We start from the raw sequence: 17,299 nt of genomic DNA, 5'->3' as shown, positions 1-17,299 counted from the left end.
GTTCAAGGTCCCACGTGGTGGAGAGCATGGGATTCCTTGAAAAGCTCGGCAGCGCTGAGAAGCTGTACACGTTTGACGACGTTTACATAGTCCCAGGCAGGGCGCCAATGGATCCCAGTAAAGTTGACGTAAGCACCAGGTTCAGCAGGCGGGTGAGGCTCCTCATACCTATATCATCGTCTCCCATGGACACGGTGACGGAGTACGACATGGCGGTGGCCATGTCACTTATGGGAGGCATAGGCGTGATCCACAGGAACATGCCCAAGGAGCAGCAGGCGGAAATAGCGAGCAGGGTGAAGAGCGCTCCTCCGATCCCCACCTCGAGGATATACGTGACGCCTGATGAGGACTGCAGCAGAGCCTATGATGACCTTAGGTCGCTGGGCCTCAGGGACGCCCCGTTGGTCTCGGCCGATGGCAAGGTTTTAGGTCACGTCAGGGCCGGGTCGCTGAGAGGCTGCAGCGGCAGGCCTGTGGCGGAGTTCGCGGAGCCCTCGAAGGCCTTCGACGTGAGGCACGTCGAGGATGCGCTGAACTTCCTGGAGTCTGGAGGGTCGGACACCGTCGCAATAGTGGCCCCAGGAAACGCTTACGTGGGCACCGTGACCTTCGACTCCTCACTGAACAGGGTCAAGCCTTCACTTGACTCGGAGGGAAGGCTTCTGGTGGCGGCCGCGGTATCGCCGTTCGACCTGGAGAGGGCGAGGCTCCTTGACAGGTACGTCGATGCCCTGGTGACTGACGTGGCGCACTTCCACAACGTTGAAGCTATGACTGCGGCTAAAGTCATGGCGAAGGAGGTCTCAGCGGACTTCGTGGTAGGCAACATAGGCACTTATGAGGCCGCGGTAGACGCCCTCACGGTAGTTGAGAGGGTTGATGGCTTCAGGGTCGGCATAGCTGGAGGCTCAATATGCACCACATCAAGCGTTGGCGGAGCGTACGCGCCAGCCCTCTGGGCCGTCGCCGCTGTGAGGGACGCCATTGATCAACATGGAGCAGGCGACGTGCCCATAATAGCTGACGGGGGAATAAGGTCGTCGGGCGACGCCGTCAAGGCCCTGGCGGCTGGGGCCTCGAGCGTGATGCTAGGCTACCTGTTGGCGGGCACTGATGAGGCCTCGGCGCCGCTGATAAGGATCGGGGACTCGGCGTATAAGCCGTACAGGGGTATGGCCAGCAGAGGCGCCATGGAGAGGAGGTTCGCAGTCGACAGATACACTCGGGCCTCTAAGAGGGTCGCTGAGGGCGTGGAGGGAGTGGTTCCCTACAGGGGGTCGGTGGTGTCCGTGCTGGCTGACCTGGCGGAGGGCATAAGGGCAGGGCTCGGGTACGCAGGGGCCTCAAACATAAGGGAGCTGTGGGAGAAGGCCAGGTTTGGAATGGCGATACCAAAGCAGGTGCCAGGCGAGCTCTTCAGGGCGAGTCAGTGAGCGTCGGCCTGAACCAGCGCCTCTACGTCACTAGCTATGTCATTAGCGTTGGCGTCTATGTAATCTACATGTATGTTGGGGTGTGTTTTCTCAAACTCGGGCAGTATGTCATTCTGGAATACGCTGGCTTCCGTAGGCGACAGGTCGTCATAGTAAGTGATAGTTATAACTTTGCTTGGGTGGTATGTTGCAAGGAAGACGCCGACCACAACAGCCACTATTACGACTATTATTATGACGGCCATCACTGCAGTTGAGATAGACCCCCGCCTACTTCCCCTACTTTTGTGCAAGGAAAACACACCTCCCTGAGTATAGGTTATTGTAGGGAGCTCGTGTTTAAATTCGCATGTGTCCCACTATTTTTAAAGATAAAAATAAATTAATATTAAAAATAATTATTTCATGCCTGCTCAAGCCCAGCCACATTTAAAGGAGGGGGAAGACTTTGATTGGTGGAAGGTGTCAGCGCTGGTCTGGCAGCTTGATGTCGCGGCAGGCCTTGCCCTAACTTTAGCGTCCTCGATAGTCTTTGGGGACTCTATGGAATTTCTAGGCTTTAGGCTTGGCCTTAGGACTGGCCTGATGGGCTCCGTGGTAACGCCCCTCTTAACGTCCATCCCAGAGCTTGTCGTGATCCTCTACGCTCTAATAGCTTACCACGGGGGCAGGGGCAGCGAGGTGGCGGAGGGCACTGTCATTGGGGAGCCTTTCCTCGTGTCCACGCTGATGCTGCCCCTGCTCGTGGCCTTCTCGTTGCTGAGGGGCCGCAGAGGGCTGTCGGCTGAGGAAGAGCTCTTGACGCCCCTGGTGGTCTTTGTTGCGCTCTTCCCCTCCGTGGCAGCCCCCGAGCTGCTGGCCGACAGCAAAGCCAAGTACTTGGCAGCGGCGCTGCTGATGGCCGCCTACGTGGTTTTCACTGCAACGCAAAGCAGGGCTGGCGAGCCGTTGGCCGAGCCCTTCAAATCGTCATTCATGGGGAGGGCTGGATTGGCCTGGGGCTTCCTTCAGCTCCTGCTCTCACTGGCGGGCCTCTACGTGGGGGCAGGGGTCCTGGTGAGGGGCGTGGTCGCTGCCTCACATCATTTAGGGCTTTCCCCCCTCGAGGTCTCAGTGCTCCTGGTTCCGTTGGCCACCGCAGTTCCTGAGTCAAGCGTCGCCTTTCTCTGGGAGCTAAGAGGCCACGACAGCCTCGCCGTGGGCGCCCTCATAGGTGAGATGGTGCTCTACGCCACAGTTTACCCTGCAGTGGGGCTGCTGACAACTCCATGGCAGCTGGGACCTCACGGGATAGCAGCCGTGGCCGCCACTGAGCTTGCATGCGCAACCGCTGCATATGAGGTGTGGAGGGGAAGGATATCATGGGTAACAATGTTGCTGGGGCTTGGAGGGCTGGCGGCTTACCTGACTATGATATGGGCCTGAGGCCGTTCGACTTTATGAAGTCGCAGGAAGTAAAGTCTGAAGCCTTAAGGTAAGTGCTGCCCCCTGGCAGCACCTCGCCCCACGTCTTGAGGAGCCTGACCTCGAGCAAGTCCCCGACGGGCCTCACGGAGATTACAAAGTCATAGAACTTGGCCAGCGGGATCTCGAAAACTCTCTCGGAAGGCCACAGGTATATGTGGAATGTGACCACGTTGTTTGTAGCTAAGTAGGGCAGACACCCATAGATGACCTTAGTGTAGTCATCCCTATCCAGCAGGTCTAGAAGCACGTTATTACCTTCATCTATAACAACGTCTGGCTTGAAATCCTCAACGAGCCTGAAGAGGTTGGCCAGCAGCTCACCGCCACTCATAGATGAAGGCTCGTAGGTAGGCACTAATAGCTTTCCCTGAAGGTCCTCACCAACGCACTCGCTTACCTGGTCCCTTATAGTGGAGGGCCCGTGTATGAACGATTTAACGACGACCTTAAGCCCAGCCGAAATGGCGGAGGAGGCTAGAAGCAGCGTGGTTATCTTAAGGGGGTCCACAGAGGGGTCGACAGCCACAAGGATATTAGCTCCTTCAGGTATCCTCAGCCCCAGCAGTGAGAAGCTTCTGCGCGGCTTCACGCCGCTGGGCATCGATGATATGTCCGGCGGTACCACTATTTCGACCCCCCTGGGGGTTATCGCTATAGGAAACTCGCTTCTCTTTATGTTCGTCCCCCTCATCTTCCTCACCTCCGCGTACCTCTCAAGCTTACCCTTGACGACCCTGTACCTCAGGACTATTATGCCGTCAACTATGAACTCCTCGGGCCCGAGGCCTGAGGCCTCCTGGCCCACGGGGAGCTCTGAGATAAGCAGCGCCGTCGCCCCCCTCCTCTTGAGCCCAAGGTAGAGGGCCGAGTGCATTATCTCCCTCGCCCTGGGAGGGTCCCTGGCGAGCTGCTCAACCGCTGTGACGCTGTCAATTACCACGCGCTTGGCGTTCATAGAGTCAACCTGAGACAGCACGTCCTCGACCACGTCCCCCAGGGCCTCCGGGTCGCTGACGCTCAGCGCCTCGTAGTACCTGAACAGGCCCCTGCCCTCCAGGGGCCTGAAGTCCATGTTGAACTGAAGGGCGTTGGCCATGAAGTCCTCCCTGGGCTCAACGAAGCTCACGTAAAGGGAGGGCTCCCCGGATGAGGCGCCCTGGTAGGCGAACTGGCTCGCCAGCGTGGTCTTCCCCGCCCCGGGGTAGCCCGCGACAAGTATTATGGAGCCCCTCCTTATGCTGCCCGCAACTTTATACCATGCATTTAGTGGTATAGTTATCTCATCAGACGTTGACGTAGCCAAATGAGACACCAGGGGCTACAGTCTCTCATTCCTTGGTTTTTGGCCAGCAGGCCCTTTTAAAATAAAATTATCAATGCTGGCAACAAACACCTTATATACTTCTGCTAAGAGGCAGGACTTAAGACGTCACTGAAGGTTACGGGCATGGCTCAGGTATTACCGCCGTGCTGTTCGCGAACGCTGGTGGGTAAACTATGTTAACAGTGGTCGTCCCGTTAGGCCATACGAAGACCTGCCCTATGGGCGGCGCCTCTCCTACCTGCATTCCGTTGGACGTGACGTTAAAGACTCCTGCCAATGTCATCACCTTGCCGCTTACGTCGCTGAGCACGGCCTGCTTGAGAGCGGCCTGGTTCAGCGTGCCCGCGTCCTGTATGGCAAGCTGGATTATGAGCCCAGCGTTGAAGCCAGCTATGTTGTTATAGTTAACGCCGCTCGTGTGGAACTCCTGCTCGAACATCTGCTCAAACTGGGGCAGCGTGGGCCCAAACCACTGGAGGCCCAGCTTTGAGGCCACCTGCGGCGTGTAGTTTATTATGGGCGGGAAGACCGCCGTGAAGGTGCCGTTCATGTCACTCCCTATGTCGCTCAGCAGGGTTGGGAGCATCAAGCCTGGGTAGTTCGTGAACACCAGTGGGAAACACGCCTTAGAGGCCACGAGCTGAGGCAGGAAGGCCTCGTCGTTGGTGGGGTAGCCCAGCTCTATTACTGCGAACGGGCGCTCGGACTCCATGGCGCTTATGAGCGATAGGTACTGCGTGGTGTCGGTGGCCACGCTGGTGTTGTAGACAACAGGTATGTCGTATTGTCTAAGGAAGTAGCCCAGGTAGTAGGACTGGAAGGCGTTGAAGTCATTGTCGTCCCAGATGACGGAAACGTTGCGGACCCCCTCATACTTCAGGAAGTCAGTCACGTTATTCATCCAGACCTCGGAGACGGGTATTGAGGTGTCTATTATGTAGTTGTTATTAGTGAAGAGCCCAACGGCGCTAGCCGTCACGTCCCACAGCAGCACGTGGCTGGCGTTCGTGAAGCTCACCGCGGGCGCTGTCATCACTGAGCCGAAGTCAGCCACAAGCACGTCCACGTGGTAAGTGTTGACTAGCGTCTCGTAGTCGCTCTCAGCAGTGGACGGGTTGCTGGCCGCGTTGAGGGCTATTACCTTAACCGTGAGGTTCCTGCCGTACTGCTTGACGTATATGCCGCCGTGGCTGTTGACCCAGCTCGCCCAGAGCTCAAGGCCCTCGTATTGTGCCAGAGAGTCCACTGCCTGGCTTCCGCTATTGTCGTAAACGGTACCAACAAGTATGTACTTAGGTGCGGCTGAGAGCCTATGAGAGTAGGCGTTATATGCAATGTAACCTCCCACGGCGGCTACGATTATGATAACTATTATCGCGGCAACTGCGATGGAGGACATGCCAGCCCTCATTTCATTCCCACCAGTCATCAACATTAAAAGGAAGGAATTTTATACATATTTGTACATATGCAGGGCACTAATTGATACTATTATGGCTTATCCGAGCTCGTTATCTCAGGGCTCAGCCTTGACCTGAGCTCATTTATAATCTTAGATGCGCGCTCTTGATCTTGCTCCTCCTGTAAGAGGCCTGGCAGCGCGTCCATTATAGCGTCCTCAGGGGTGCGGCCCCTCAGCTTAAGCTGTGACCTCTTTATTGTGGCCGGCGATGGCGAGAGGACGGCGCCTCCCTTTATGAGCACGCCCCCTTCAAGGGGAGTCACTATGATAGCTCCCACGTCCTCGCCATTTAGGCTGAGTGAGTAAAGTACGTCGCCATCTATTGTGGAGCCCAGCTTGACAAGCGAATACCTTGGAATGGCCGCCAGCTGCTCCGCGGTGGAAATGGTGTCGCGCATCGCCGCGTTCAGGTCCTCCTGGCTAACCCTCCTGAAGGCTTCCACGGCTAGGGTGTTCCACTTCCACCTGATCTCCTTGGAGTTCTCATCAACGTCGAACTCTATCCTGACCCTGACCACGTCACCCTTATCAAGCTTAAGCTTCCTCACCAGGAGCTCAAAGAGCACCCTGTTGAGCTGGGCTGATGAGTAGGCAATCCTCCTGGACCACTCCTTGTCCCCCTTAGCCCTGTCGCTGAGAAGTGCGAAGAGCGCCCTTCGAACCTTTGTGGCGTAAGCGCCCACTATTATGAGGCCTGTACTTAGTCGGGGCAAGGCAGACGCCCACTAGTATAGTTAATAGTAGGCCCACTATATATAAATAATTTGAAAGAATCGACTATATACCTGGGCCTGGCAAGCACTTTTATCAAGCTTTTTTAAAACTTAATTGGCAGACGGTTTTCGTAAGTCTTGACCCTCACATAAAGTCACCGCAGCTACCTACTCAAGACAAGAGCTGAAGCACCAGGTCCTTGTTAGCCAGCACGCTGGCCAGGTCCGCCAGGAAGGACCCTGTGACGTCCGGCCCCACCACCCTTGGGTCCACAGTAAGCGTGACCCACGCTATGTTCGCAGTGACCGTCCTATCCCTGGCCTCGTCGTAGACAGGCCCCTTCCTGATCCTGCCTATCGCTACCGACGAGGCTATGCCGGGCAGGCTGATGCCAGTTATGGCGTCTATGCCCATCACGCCGAGGTTTACGAGGAGGAACGTGGCCTTTGAGTAGTCGGTGCCCTCCTTGGCCGACCTCACCTCTGAGGACAGCTCCTCAACGGTCTTCCTGTTTACGTCCTCAACTACTATGACTGTCGTTCTCCCCCTCTCCCTATATATTGGGAGCGCTACGTTGACGGACTCGTAAGTTATAACCGTGTCCTGGTCAACCCTGGAGTTAAGCTCATTATACTGGGGCCTTGAGAGCAGGGCGCCCATAACCTTAAGCAGGATTACCGTCGGCGTGAGCCTCTGAAGCGGCGCCTTCCTGCTGAGCTCCTCCCTCGCCTTAATCATGCCGTCAAATGACATGAGCCTCATGAGGCTAAGCCTGGGGCCCGCCTCACGTAACGTCATAGATGCGGCGAAGAACTCCTCAGCGCCCGCTAACCTCCTCTGGGTGGGCATTTCGCTTCTCCACTACAACTAGGGCCCTCAGGTAAATATCCGTTCAAAAGGCGATATACAAGTCGTAAGGTGGTGTTACAAAGGCAGGGCACCTGGTGAGTCCTTTTTAAGTCCCCTCACGTCAAGGCACTGGGTGCTGACGTTTGCAGCAAATAAGGCCAGACGTTAAGTTCTTCGCAATAGGGATGGTGCTTGCCACCGTGGCAAGCCTCATAGGTTTCGTGATGTCCTACGTTATGATTTTTTACATAAGGTCCCCGATTGCCATGAATTACCTAAGGAGCGTCCTAGTGGAGAGGGTGCCAAACATAAGTCAGTCCCAGCTGAACGAGACTTTAGCTGAGGTCATCTCCATAGCCAGGGGACTTGGCTATTACCTGCTCGGGGTGAGCGTCGTAGGGCTGGCCCTGGGCCTTGCGCTGCTGGCGCCCAGGAGCATGGCCTTGAACATGAACTTCGGCGGCGCCTCCTCCGCATCGTTAGCAATTGGAGTTATATTGATCATAGTTGGAGTCATGTCTATAATAGATATCATTCAGCTAGTGCTTTACATAGCTGCGGGTGCCATGGTTTTGCACGAGCGCACTCTCATAAGGAGGGCCGAGGCCTTGGCGGCGTCCCAGCCAGCAGGCGGCACAAACATGACGGTCTAAATTTAAGCTAGGCTTAAGGCCATTCCAGCGAGCACCAGGAAACCGATTAGGTATGAGTAAACGGCTGTCTCAAAGTCAAGCTTCTCCAGCCTCCCAGCCATAGACTCCCTGAGCAGCTTCGCCGCGTAGGCTGCTGAGGCCAGCGACGCAAGCGAGAGGACCGGGTATAGTCCTATGGTCACGAGCACGACCACCGACGCTAAGGAGGCGAGGAGAACGGCCGCGTAGTAGGCGGCCGACAGCCGGGGGCCCAGGACCTGCGCTAGGGTCCTTGCGCCTAGGGAGCGGTCCCTATCCGTGTCCCTCCAGTAGTTTGCAAAGAGCACCCCCTCAGTGGCAATAACCACCGGCAGGCCGGCCAGGAGGCCCTCTGGCAGGAGCCTCCCGCTCGCAAGGTAAAAGCCCGCCTCTGCCAGGACAACCATTGAAAGCGGGTACGCCAGGTCGCCGAGGGCCCTGTACTTGAAGCCTATGCGGGGGTCGCTGTAGCCGTAGCCGAAGAATATGCCTATAAGGCCAAACACCATGGCCAGGGGCCTGCCCAGCACCGTCACCGCGACCCCCAGCGAGAGCCCCGCGAGGCCAACGGCGATGGCGTCCCTCCTCAGGTTGCAGGGCTTGGTTATGCCGTTAAGTATTGGGTGAAGCCTGACGGGGCTGGGGGCCGAGTCAAAGCCGAGCTTGAAGTCGAAGTAGTCGTTGAACATGTTAACCATGGTATGCACCAGGGCCTCCCCAGCAAGGCCCAGGCCCACAAGGAGGTAGCTTATGCCCAGGCCCAGCCTGACCGCAGCGAACACGCCTAGCATGTAAATTAGCGCTGAGAACGCCACAGTCCAAGGCCTGGTGGACTTTATGTAGTCTACTAAGTTTGCCATCTTCTTAGCCCGGGACCGCTATGCCGGGAATCTCTAAAAGGCAGGGTATAGATGTGGGTCCACGGGTAGAGCTTTTAATATGAAGAAAGCCAAGGAACCAAGGAGATTACCTTGAAAGCTGAGAACTTAGCTGCAGCGTTCTCCTGGATTTTCCATCCAACTGTAATGACAGCAGCGCTGTTCCTGGCCGCCAGCCCAGCGCTGGGCTATGGGCCGCTGGGAGCGGCTATAGCGGTGTTCACCTACTCCCTGCTCCCCCTCACCTTACTAGCGGCTCTGAGGGCCCTCGGGCTCGTGAGCTCCTTCGACGTAGTTAGGACGTCACAGAGGCTGGCGCCGCTCATGTTAGCCGAGGCCTCGTACGTGGTCGGCATAATAACAACTGCTCTCGTGAGCCGCAGCCGGGGACTCCTGCTCCTTGAGGTGCTTTACCTGGTCAACTCAGCTATAGTAATAATAGTGACGCTCCTGTTGAAGTTTAAGATCAGCATACACGTCTCAACGGCGTCCGCCATAGTTACCGCAATCGTTTACCTGGACGGCCTCTCGCTGCTCCCCCTCTTTGCTATACCGGCCGCCCTGACGTGGGCTAGGGTTAGGCTGGGAGTTCACACGATAAGGCAGGTGGCTGCAGGCTGGGCATTCATGCCGTTAACCCTTGTGCAGCTGTTCCTTTACCTGGGCCCCGCGTTCAAGCACTAAGGCTGGCCGCTTCAGCTTAGAAGGTCCAGGGCCACAGCCTCCTGGGCGGTCAGCGATGGCAAGGCCCATCTACGGCAACGGCTTCTTTCACGTCACCCCTGGGACCATATTCTATACCATAGTGTTCGAGTACTCCGACGAGGAGGAAGAATATTACAGTCTGATCAGCAGAGGGAGCGAGGGAGAAGAGGAGGAGAGGCTTAGGGCTGAGATGCAGAGGATTCTTGACGATGAGAGGATCGTAATAAACAGCTCCTACTCAAGGGCGCTCGTGCTCTCAGCCAAGGCCGAGGTCAGGGGCTTAAGGAGGCTCTCGTCGGCCACGTTCTTCATAGAGATACCTTACAGGCCCCTGAGCGGCACCAACACCTATGAAAACATGTATGAGGAGGCCGTGGCGGAGTACGACTACACCGTCTACTGGATAATGCCGAGGGGAGGAAGGATAAAGAGCTTTGACATAAGCGGCGAGGCCAGGCTCTCGGAGGACGGCAGGGTGCTCTCCGTCAGGGTCAGGAGCGGCACCAAGGTGAAGGGCTATGAGAGCGTGGCCTTCGAGCTGCCCCAGCACGTCAGTGTTAATCAATAAATACCTGGAGAACAGCTGTTCTCTAGGTGAGCGCTTTGAGGCCCGCGCTTGTAATTGTTGACATGCTTAATGACTTCATTGATGGGGCGCTCGCGACCCCGGAGGCCAAGGCCACGGTGGCCCCCGCGAGAAAGGTCCTTGAGGCCTTCAGGCGCAACGGCTGGCCAGTCATATACGTCAATGACGCCCACTACCCGACAGACATAGAGATGCCCCTCTGGGGGCCGCACGCCATGAAGGGGACCAGGGGGGCCGAGGTCTACAGCGAGCTGGCGCCCAGGGAGGGCGAGTATGTCCTCGAGAAGCACGCCTACAGCGGCTTCTTCGGCACGGCCCTGGACCACATACTTAGGTCCCTCGGCGTTGATACGGTAGTCCTAGTGGGGCTTGACGCGGACATATGCGTCAGGCACACGGCGGCAGACGCCTTCTTCAGGGGCTACAAGGTTGTCGTTGTTAGGGACGCGGTGGCCGCAAGGATTGACAAGAACTGGGAGACCTACTACAAGAAGGTCTACGGCGCGACCGTGCTCAACAGTGACGAGGTGGAGAGCTACCTCAGGTCAGCTCAGCCTATTACAGCGAGGTAGCCTACGGACGAGGCCATAGCTATGGAGGCCATGAGGGCCCACCCATAGGAGGCCCCCAGGGAGTAGGCTGCTGCAGCGAAGATGGCCGAGGAGAGGTTCCTTCCAATAGTATTAGCTATGCCGTAGAGGCTCATGTGGGACCCCCTGGCCCTAGGGGAGCTGAGCTCCGCAGCTACCGCCGAAGAGACAGGCATCACTATCATTTCGCCCAAGGTAATTAGCATTATGTCCAAGGCGGCGGCCGGGACGCTGTTGACCATAGGCATGAGGCCGTAGCCCAGGCCGTAGATTGCCATGCCCGTGGCGAGGGACTTGGCCGGGCTGTGCGCGCTGGCCTTCCTAGCTACCATGTCCTGTAGTAGAACTACCATGAGGCCGTTTATGGCCAGCAGCGCCCCAGAGTAGCTCGTGCTTATCCTCAGAAACCCTGAGAAGTACTGCACGAGCGGGTAGCCCATGAGCCCAGCTATTATAAAGGTCATGAACGTGGGGGCCAGGAACTTCACCATGACAGGGGTCGGCCTCTCGAAGGCGACGGCCAGCTCGCTCCTTGGCGGCTCACCAAGCCCCCAGAGGGCCGCCAGGGAGGCCGCCAGGACGGCCGAGGTCACCGCGAGGAGCCACCTAAAGCCTATGAGCGCGTAGAGCTCCCCGCCAACAGCTATTCCGAGGGCCCAGCCGAGGTTGGAGCCGACCCTGAGCCTTCCGTAGGCCTTCACCAGGCTGGAGTGCTCGCTGAAGTAGTCCCCCACTATTGCCATGCTGGCGACCGAGTAGGCGTTGGAGAAGAAGGACTGAACGGCGAGCAGCACCTCTATGGCTGTAGCCCTCCAGAGGAGGGCCGCCACGGCCAGGCTGAGGGACGCCACGAGCCCGCTCATAAACATGGTCCTCACCCTTCCCGTCCTGTCGCTGACGTAGCCGCCGACCACCTGGCCCACGGCGCTGGCCACCGCAAGCGAAGCGTAGAACTCTGAGACCACCGCCAGGGGCTCCCTGAAGTCAAGGTTAAGCGCCAGCCCAGCGAAGGGCAACGCTATAGAGAAGCCCAGCACCCTCAGGGCGCCTATTATAGCTAGCCTGTCCTCAGGCCTCAACTCCAGCGCTTGACCCCCTTAGCCTTGCCTCGTCAGCTCCGAAGAACCTCCTATAAAGGTATATGTTAGCCCCCATGGCCACGGCGTAGGCCAAGAACGGCACTGCGTAGAGGGGCATGAGGCCGAGCAGTGATGCGTCCTGCAGGTAGAAGAACGGGGAGCCTATGAAGGTGCCAACTGATGAGAGGAGAAGCCTTGACCCCTGGTTGTAGCCTGAGACCCTCCCCCTCTCCTCGGGCGGGGTGAGCTCGAGCAGGAAGGACTGCTGCACAGGTATTGCTATGACCCTCAGCATGGGGTACGCTAGGTAGAGGCCCACGGCGGCCCAGAAGTTGCCGACCAGGGGGAACGCCAGCATTATGGGTATCGTGAGCCCCCTGGTTATGTATATGCTCCTCAGGAAGCCCAGGGACTCCTCAAGCTTCGGCGCCAGCAGCATTGAGAACGTGGCTATAAGCGACGCGGCCGTTGTCACCTCGCCGGTCAGGTACCTCGGGGCGTCATAGACATAGATGAATATGGGCACTATAAATGGCACAGTGAGGCCGTTGGTGAGGCCGTTGAGCATCCCGGTCACTGAAAACTTAAAGGCGTTGACCTTGGACTTCATGCTCAGGCCCCTGGCCCTCACGTCTGGGAGCCTGAGCTGCGGTATGAGCAGCATCGAGGCAGCGCTTATCACGGTGGCCAGAAGGAGCTCCTCCCTGTAGTTAAACATGCCGCCGATCAGAGTTCCAGCCGCGGCTGTGACGCTGCCTATGAAGGAAAGCAGCGATATGAGCTTCGTCCTGTTGCCCCTGTGGGTTAGGTCAGCTATTATGGCGTTCTGCACGGGCCCCACGACGCCCCCGACGCCTCCCGCCCCCATGGCTCCGGTGGCTGATATGCCTCCGAGTATGGCAGCCGCGAACGCTGTGGCTAGGTTAAATTTAACAAGCATTACTATGGGCGTCAGCACCAGGAGGACGGAGGATATGTATAGCGAGGCCTTCCTTCCAATGAGGTCAGCCATGTAGCCGACTATGATTGAGAGCCCCGCTGTGGCAAGCCCCGCCACGGCGTACATTATGCCGAGCTCAAAGAGGCTCCCGTGAAGCAGCTCACGCACCATGTAGGGGAACACTATAAAGAGTATCCCGGCTGCGACGCTCCTCACGGACCTCAGCACGCTCAGGTAAACAAGCGACCTGGTGGGCTCCTTCATTTGGCTACCCCTAAGCGTAAATTTTCCATATATCTCTATTAGAAATATCTAGCCTTTAAATTTGCGCCCTGGAAGCGCCATGGGTGAAGCGAATGGAGGACAGCTTCAGGAGGCTTGAGGACATAGATATCTCGAAGTATAACATTAGGCAGGAGCAGTACGCGGTCATTTACCCCATAACGGTGATGCCCAGGGAGTCAGTCTACAGCGTCTACCTGGAGGCCCAGAAGAGGGCCATGCAGGCAGGCATAGCGTTCCTGAGCGGCGGCGTCAGCAAAAGGCTTGTGGTGAGGCAGCTGAGGCCCCAGGACCTTGGCCTTCCTGGCCCTGAGTGGATGTTTCAGGTCAGGAGCGGCAGGAACACGCTTCTGAGGTACAGGGTCAGGGACGACCAGGCGATAGTGATATTTGGATTCTACAACCAGTCGCCCTCGCCGAAGGTTGTCCAGCTAGAGGTCCTGCGAGGGGGCGTCAGAAGGCTCATAATAGTGATGCAGGAGCTCTACACTAGAGGCTATGACCCCATGGGCGTGCTGGCGGACTTCGAGGTCTTCAGGCCTGGCGACGAGGTGGAGCTAATAGGCCACGCAATAGGTGAGGGGGAGGAAATACTGGGAGTAATGGGCTACGTGGCCGAGCCCGAGGGAAGGCTTAACAGGGCCGGGCTCTAGCCCGTGGCCACTTAAATAGAGCCTTGGACCCCAGAGTCAACGGGGTCAGGCTTGGAGCTGGAGTGTCCCGGTTTTATCAGGAACCCAGAGACTTGGACCACTGAGGACACCAGGGCCTACGAAACAAACACCGTGTGGCTCGGCCTCCCCCTGCTCCTCCTCATGGAGAACGCTGGGAGGGCCGTGGCAGACGCCGTCGAGTGTGTCCTGGGTGACGTGAGGAACAGGAAGGTCGTAGTTTACGCTGGCAAGGGGGGCAACGGCGGGGACGCCATAGTAGCGGCGAGGCACCTGGCCCTGAGAGGGGCTGACGTCACAGTTTACCTCCTATACGACCCAAAGCTCATGGAGCACAGGGACGCCGCGCTGAACCTGCAGCACCTCCAGAGGCTTAAGACGGTAAAGGTGGTACACCTTGACGACCCCAGGGACTACAGCCCCCAGGAGGCCGATGCGCTCATAGACGGCATACTGGGCATAGGCGTGAGAGGCAAGCTGAGGGAGCCCGTCGCCAGCGCCCTGGCAGCCTTCAACGCGTCCAAGGGCCTCAGGGTTGCCGTGGACATACCGACTGGCCTCGACCCTGACACTGGGAAGGCCGTCGAGGGGACCGCGAGGGTGGACATAACTGTGACCATGGGCACGCTTAAGCCAGGGCTTCTGGCCGACGAGGCTAAGCCTTACGTGGGTCAGGTGCTGGTGGCCGACATAGGGATGCCGAGGGACGCCTACATTTACGCCGGCCCTGGCGACGTCGCCGCCAGGATCCCAAGGAGGCCCAGGGACGCCTACAAGGGGGGCAACGGCAAGGTCCTGAGCGTCGGCGGCTCCTACCATTACTTTGGGGCGCCGTTCTACATGGCCTCCGCAGCGCTCTACGCCGGGGCAGACCTCTCGTTCCTGGCGGCGCCCGAGGACGTGGCGAGGTCCGCCGCCACGGCGAACCCAGGCATAATACCGGTGCCGCTCAAGGGCGATATCATTACTAGGGAACACGTTAAGGACCTGGTCGAGGAGGCCAGGCACGTGAACGCGGTCGCAATAGGCCCAGGGCTCGGCACCGCGGAGGAGACCAAGCAGGCTGTGGCGGAGTTCCTCGAGGCCATAAGGGGCAAGCCAACCGTCATAGACGCTGACGCCCTCAAGGCTGTCGCTGAGCTCAGGCCTAAGCTGTGGCCAGAGGCCGTGCTAACGCCTCACAGGGGCGAGGCCAGGATGCTCGCGGGCCACGACGGGGAACCCCAGGAGCTCGCGGCAGAGATAGCCAAGACCTACGGCGCTACCGTGATAGTTAAGGCGCCTAAGCCCCCGGGCGACGTAATATGCAGCCCCGACGGCAGGTGCAGGTTCAACCTGACGGGCCACCCAGCCATGGCAGTAGGCGGCACCGGGGACGTGCTCACTGGGATAACCGCGGGCTTCCTGGCCAGGAGGGCCGCCCTCTCAAAGAGCTTGGAGCCTCTCAACATAGCTGCTGCGGCCGCTTGGACCTCTGGCAGGGCGGGCGAGCTGGCGGTCGAGGAGAAAGGGGATAACATAACGGCAATTGATGTGTTGAACAAGGTCCAGGCGGCCATAAGGGAGGCCTACTCGCTCATCTCGGGCGGCGGCTGAGCCCTTCTCAAAAATTTAAACAATGACAGACGTCTAAGGTCTCGGCTGACTAGTATGCTTATTGAGTGCAGGAACGGCATCTACGTCAGCTTTGGCACGTGCGAGGGCGTCAAAGGCTACAGGGGCCCTGCTCATTGCATGGTGTACCTGAGGAGGGCCGAGGGCGGCGTCAGGCCGCTGGCATCAATGGGCCAGGCAGTTTCGTACGGGCAGGGCTCGGCCAGGAGGTGGCTCTACGCGGCCATTGGGGTGGCACTTGACGTCCTGCTCACTCTTATCCTCTCCCAGACGAAGGCAGTGACCTCCCAGGGACTTTACTTCGCTGCTGCGGCGCTGGCAATAGTTGTTATCGCGGTGGTCCTAAGGGCCAGGCCCTCACCCGCACGGAGGTTTTCCTCAATTTCAGTCATGACTAGCAGGGACGAGCTCTGCAAGGCGGAGGGCGTGGAGTTCGTAACCATAACGTCCGCCGAGGAGCGGGAGGGCCCTGGGGGCGCGAGGCAGGTAGTTGTTACAATGGCAAACGGCGTCAGGGCTACGCTTTACTTGAGCGACAGGGAACTTGAGCGGCTTAGGACTCAGGGCGTTCTGAGCCCAACGCCCACATATTGAAGTCCTACGTGTTAGCGCTCATCCTTGTGCAATCCTTTTTAACACGCGCTTAGCTTTAGGCCTTGAGATGGACAGGGATAAGGCCTGGCTGTCATACGTTCAGAGGTGCAGGGCCGGCGCATGGGTAGTCACAGGCATGTGCTCTGGACCCGACAACGAGGAGTACTCCTGCGCTATCACTATATTGTCGGGGTCTGTGGCGGAGAGGCCCATCGGGGAGGATCTAGTAATGGGTGCCGCTCGGAGCAAGAGAAGGAGCGTCTACCTGGCGGAGGCCGCGGCCGCCGTGTTAACTGGTTTGAGCTTGGCCATCTCATCGCTTAACCTGAGGGGTTCCCTAGTCATAGTCCTCGGCCTAGTAGCTGGCGCCTTGGCCTTCCTTGATTCCATGCTGTTATTGGGCAGCTCGCTTAGACTTAGCAGGGCGCTGAGGGAGTCATGCAATCCCAGTGGGCTTCAACAATATCATATACTGTCTGTCCAGGTAGTCAAGGGTAGGCTTATGAACGAGGTCCTCATAAAGTTAAGCGGAGGTCACAGGGCCAGAATAAGGGTCAGCAGGAGAGTCCTGAGCAGGCTAGGGCTCAGCGCGTACCTCGAGCCCCTCTAAAAGACTCCGTGCAGCAGCCCGCCGTCAACCGGTATGGCAGCGCCGCTCACGTAGCTGGCCCTGTCGCTCAGGAGGAACTCCACCACCTCCCCGACCTCCTCCGGCTTTCCTATCCTGCCTAGCGGGACGTCAGCCATTTCTATTTTGAGCTCCTCCTCGTAGCTTATGCCCTTAGCCCTGGCCCTGCTCTCTATCACCTGCCTCGACCTGTCAGTCTCTATGTTGCCGGGCAGCACCATGTTGACCCTGATGCCGTACTTGCCCAGCTCCCTGGCCAGGGTCCTGGTCAGGCCGGCCAGGGAAATCCTTATCACGTTGCTCAGCGCCAGCACCTCCACGGGCTCCCTTATGGCAAAGCTTGAGAGTATCACTATGCTTCCCCTGCTGGCCTTAAGGTAGGGCAGCGCCTCCTGCACGAGCCACACCGCGCTCAGCATCAGCTGCCTGGCGCCGAGCTCCCAGTCAGCAGGGCTCAGCTCCTCGAACTTCCCTGGCTTCGGCGGCGGCGCTATGAAGACGAGGCCCTCGAGCCCTCCCATTGCTTTAACCGCCTCCGAGACAAGTTTCACCACGCCCTCGCGGGCGGTCATGTCGGCCACAACGCCGTGCACCCTGCCCAGGGGGGACAGCTGCCTCAGGGCGTTGTTCACGTGCTCCTCGGAGCTGCCGTTTATCGTGACCTCATGCCCCCTCGAAAGCATGACCTTGGCGACTCCAAAACCTATGCCCCTGCTAGAGGCCGTTATTAAGGCCCTCAGCCTTAGCCACCTAGGGGAAGCTGAGACCACCAGTTAAAATGCGTAGGCCCGGTGATGTAATGTAACCGC

General features: G+C 58.3%; 19 protein-coding genes. 10 read left to right on the top strand and 9 right to left on the bottom strand.

The window, feature by feature from the left end:
- Positions 1 to 26 precede the first annotated feature (26 nt).
- Complete coding sequence (locus ASAC_RS04295) at positions 27 to 1,436, top strand: IMP dehydrogenase (protein WP_048812987.1); 1,410 nt, start codon at positions 27 to 29, stop codon at positions 1,434 to 1,436.
- Here ASAC_RS04295 and ASAC_RS04290 read toward each other — a convergent pair.
- Positions 1,430 to 1,729: a hypothetical protein gene (locus ASAC_RS04290; RefSeq protein ID WP_148217144.1), complete on the bottom strand. Its 300-nt coding sequence runs from the start codon at positions 1,727 to 1,729 to the stop codon at positions 1,430 to 1,432. The genes ASAC_RS04295 and ASAC_RS04290 overlap by 7 nt on opposite strands.
- A 169-nt stretch (positions 1,730 to 1,898) precedes the next feature.
- Between ASAC_RS04290 and ASAC_RS04285 the strand changes: the two genes are divergently transcribed.
- Entirely contained in the window at positions 1,899 to 2,861 is a 963-nt protein-coding gene (locus ASAC_RS04285) for a sodium:calcium antiporter (RefSeq protein WP_013266774.1), read from the top strand.
- Here the strand turns inward: ASAC_RS04285 and ASAC_RS04280 are convergent.
- From ASAC_RS04280 to ASAC_RS04265, 4 genes are all read right to left on the bottom strand, one after another.
- Positions 2,845 to 4,215 carry an ATPase domain-containing protein gene (locus ASAC_RS04280; RefSeq protein ID WP_013266773.1) on the bottom strand — a complete coding sequence of 457 codons (1,371 nt, stop codon included), beginning with the start codon at positions 4,213 to 4,215 and terminating at the stop codon, positions 2,845 to 2,847. The genes ASAC_RS04285 and ASAC_RS04280 overlap by 17 nt on opposite strands.
- Positions 4,216 to 4,342: 127 nt before the next feature.
- Positions 4,343 to 5,638 (bottom strand): ABC transporter substrate-binding protein, encoded by a 1,296-nt coding sequence (locus ASAC_RS04275; RefSeq protein ID WP_013266772.1) that lies wholly within the window; start codon positions 5,636 to 5,638, stop codon positions 4,343 to 4,345.
- Positions 5,639 to 5,718: 80 nt separating this feature from the next.
- Positions 5,719 to 6,402 carry a DUF2258 domain-containing protein gene (locus ASAC_RS04270; protein ID WP_013266771.1) on the bottom strand — a complete coding sequence of 228 codons (684 nt, stop codon included), beginning with the start codon at positions 6,400 to 6,402 and terminating at the stop codon, positions 5,719 to 5,721.
- A gap of 172 nt (positions 6,403 to 6,574) precedes the next feature.
- Complete coding sequence (locus ASAC_RS04265; RefSeq protein ID WP_013266770.1) at positions 6,575 to 7,252, bottom strand: 2-oxo acid dehydrogenase subunit E2; 678 nt, start codon at positions 7,250 to 7,252, stop codon at positions 6,575 to 6,577.
- A 143-nt stretch (positions 7,253 to 7,395) separates the two neighbouring features.
- On the opposite strand from ASAC_RS04265, the gene ASAC_RS04260 reads away from it, so the two are divergent.
- Positions 7,396 to 7,905, top strand: a complete 510-nt coding sequence (locus ASAC_RS04260) for a hypothetical protein (protein WP_013266769.1) — start codon at positions 7,396 to 7,398, stop codon at positions 7,903 to 7,905.
- A 2-nt stretch (positions 7,906 to 7,907) separates the two neighbouring features.
- Here the strand turns inward: ASAC_RS04260 and ASAC_RS04255 are convergent, their stop codons facing one another.
- Positions 7,908 to 8,783, bottom strand: coding sequence for a prenyltransferase (locus ASAC_RS04255; protein WP_013266768.1), 876 nt, complete (start codon positions 8,781 to 8,783; stop codon positions 7,908 to 7,910).
- 111 nt (positions 8,784 to 8,894) lie between these two features.
- Here ASAC_RS04255 and ASAC_RS04250 point away from each other — a divergent pair, with 111 nt between their 5' ends.
- From ASAC_RS04250 to ASAC_RS04240, 3 genes are read left to right on the top strand one after another with little or no spacing between them, the layout of a single operon-like run.
- A complete protein-coding gene (locus tag ASAC_RS04250; protein ID WP_013266767.1) occupies positions 8,895 to 9,485 on the top strand; it encodes a hypothetical protein in 591 nt (196 codons plus the stop codon).
- Positions 9,486 to 9,540: 55 nt separating this feature from the next.
- Complete coding sequence (locus tag ASAC_RS04245; protein ID WP_013266766.1) at positions 9,541 to 10,074, top strand: hypothetical protein; 534 nt, start codon at positions 9,541 to 9,543, stop codon at positions 10,072 to 10,074.
- 26 nt (positions 10,075 to 10,100) lie between these two features.
- Positions 10,101 to 10,664: a cysteine hydrolase family protein gene (locus tag ASAC_RS04240; protein ID WP_013266765.1), complete on the top strand. Its 564-nt coding sequence runs from the start codon at positions 10,101 to 10,103 to the stop codon at positions 10,662 to 10,664.
- Here the strand turns inward: ASAC_RS04240 and ASAC_RS04235 are convergent.
- Complete coding sequence (locus ASAC_RS04235) at positions 10,643 to 11,761, bottom strand: MFS transporter (protein WP_013266764.1); 1,119 nt, start codon at positions 11,759 to 11,761, stop codon at positions 10,643 to 10,645. The genes ASAC_RS04240 and ASAC_RS04235 overlap by 22 nt on opposite strands.
- Complete coding sequence (locus ASAC_RS04230; RefSeq protein ID WP_013266763.1) at positions 11,751 to 12,965, bottom strand: MFS transporter; 1,215 nt, start codon at positions 12,963 to 12,965, stop codon at positions 11,751 to 11,753. The genes ASAC_RS04235 and ASAC_RS04230 overlap by 11 nt, the downstream gene beginning before the upstream one ends.
- Before the next feature lie 92 nt (positions 12,966 to 13,057).
- Here ASAC_RS04230 and ASAC_RS04225 point away from each other — a divergent pair, with 92 nt between their 5' ends.
- From ASAC_RS04225 to ASAC_RS04210, 4 genes are all read left to right on the top strand, one after another.
- Entirely contained in the window at positions 13,058 to 13,636 is a 579-nt protein-coding gene (locus tag ASAC_RS04225) for a hypothetical protein (protein ID WP_013266762.1), read from the top strand.
- Between the two features lie 51 nt (positions 13,637 to 13,687).
- A complete protein-coding gene (locus ASAC_RS04220) occupies positions 13,688 to 15,250 on the top strand; it encodes a bifunctional ADP-dependent NAD(P)H-hydrate dehydratase/NAD(P)H-hydrate epimerase (protein ID WP_013266761.1) in 1,563 nt (520 codons plus the stop codon).
- Between the two features lie 54 nt (positions 15,251 to 15,304).
- A complete protein-coding gene (locus ASAC_RS04215) occupies positions 15,305 to 15,862 on the top strand; it encodes a hypothetical protein (protein ID WP_013266760.1) in 558 nt (185 codons plus the stop codon).
- Positions 15,863 to 15,929: 67 nt separating this feature from the next.
- On the top strand, positions 15,930 to 16,472 hold the full coding sequence (locus ASAC_RS04210) for a hypothetical protein (protein WP_013266759.1): 543 nt from the start codon (positions 15,930 to 15,932) through the stop codon (positions 16,470 to 16,472).
- On the opposite strand, the gene ASAC_RS04205 is transcribed toward ASAC_RS04210, so the two are convergent.
- Positions 16,469 to 17,260: an SDR family oxidoreductase gene (locus tag ASAC_RS04205; protein WP_013266758.1), complete on the bottom strand. Its 792-nt coding sequence runs from the start codon at positions 17,258 to 17,260 to the stop codon at positions 16,469 to 16,471. The genes ASAC_RS04210 and ASAC_RS04205 overlap by 4 nt on opposite strands.
- Positions 17,261 to 17,299 lie beyond the last annotated feature (39 nt).

Origin of the sequence: Acidilobus saccharovorans 345-15, assembly GCF_000144915.1 — an archaeon.
Taxonomy (GTDB): domain Archaea; phylum Thermoproteota; class Thermoprotei_A; order Sulfolobales; family Acidilobaceae; genus Acidilobus; species Acidilobus saccharovorans.
The sequence above is the reverse complement of the archived record's forward strand: the minus strand, read 5'-3'. Positions and strand labels throughout refer to the sequence as shown.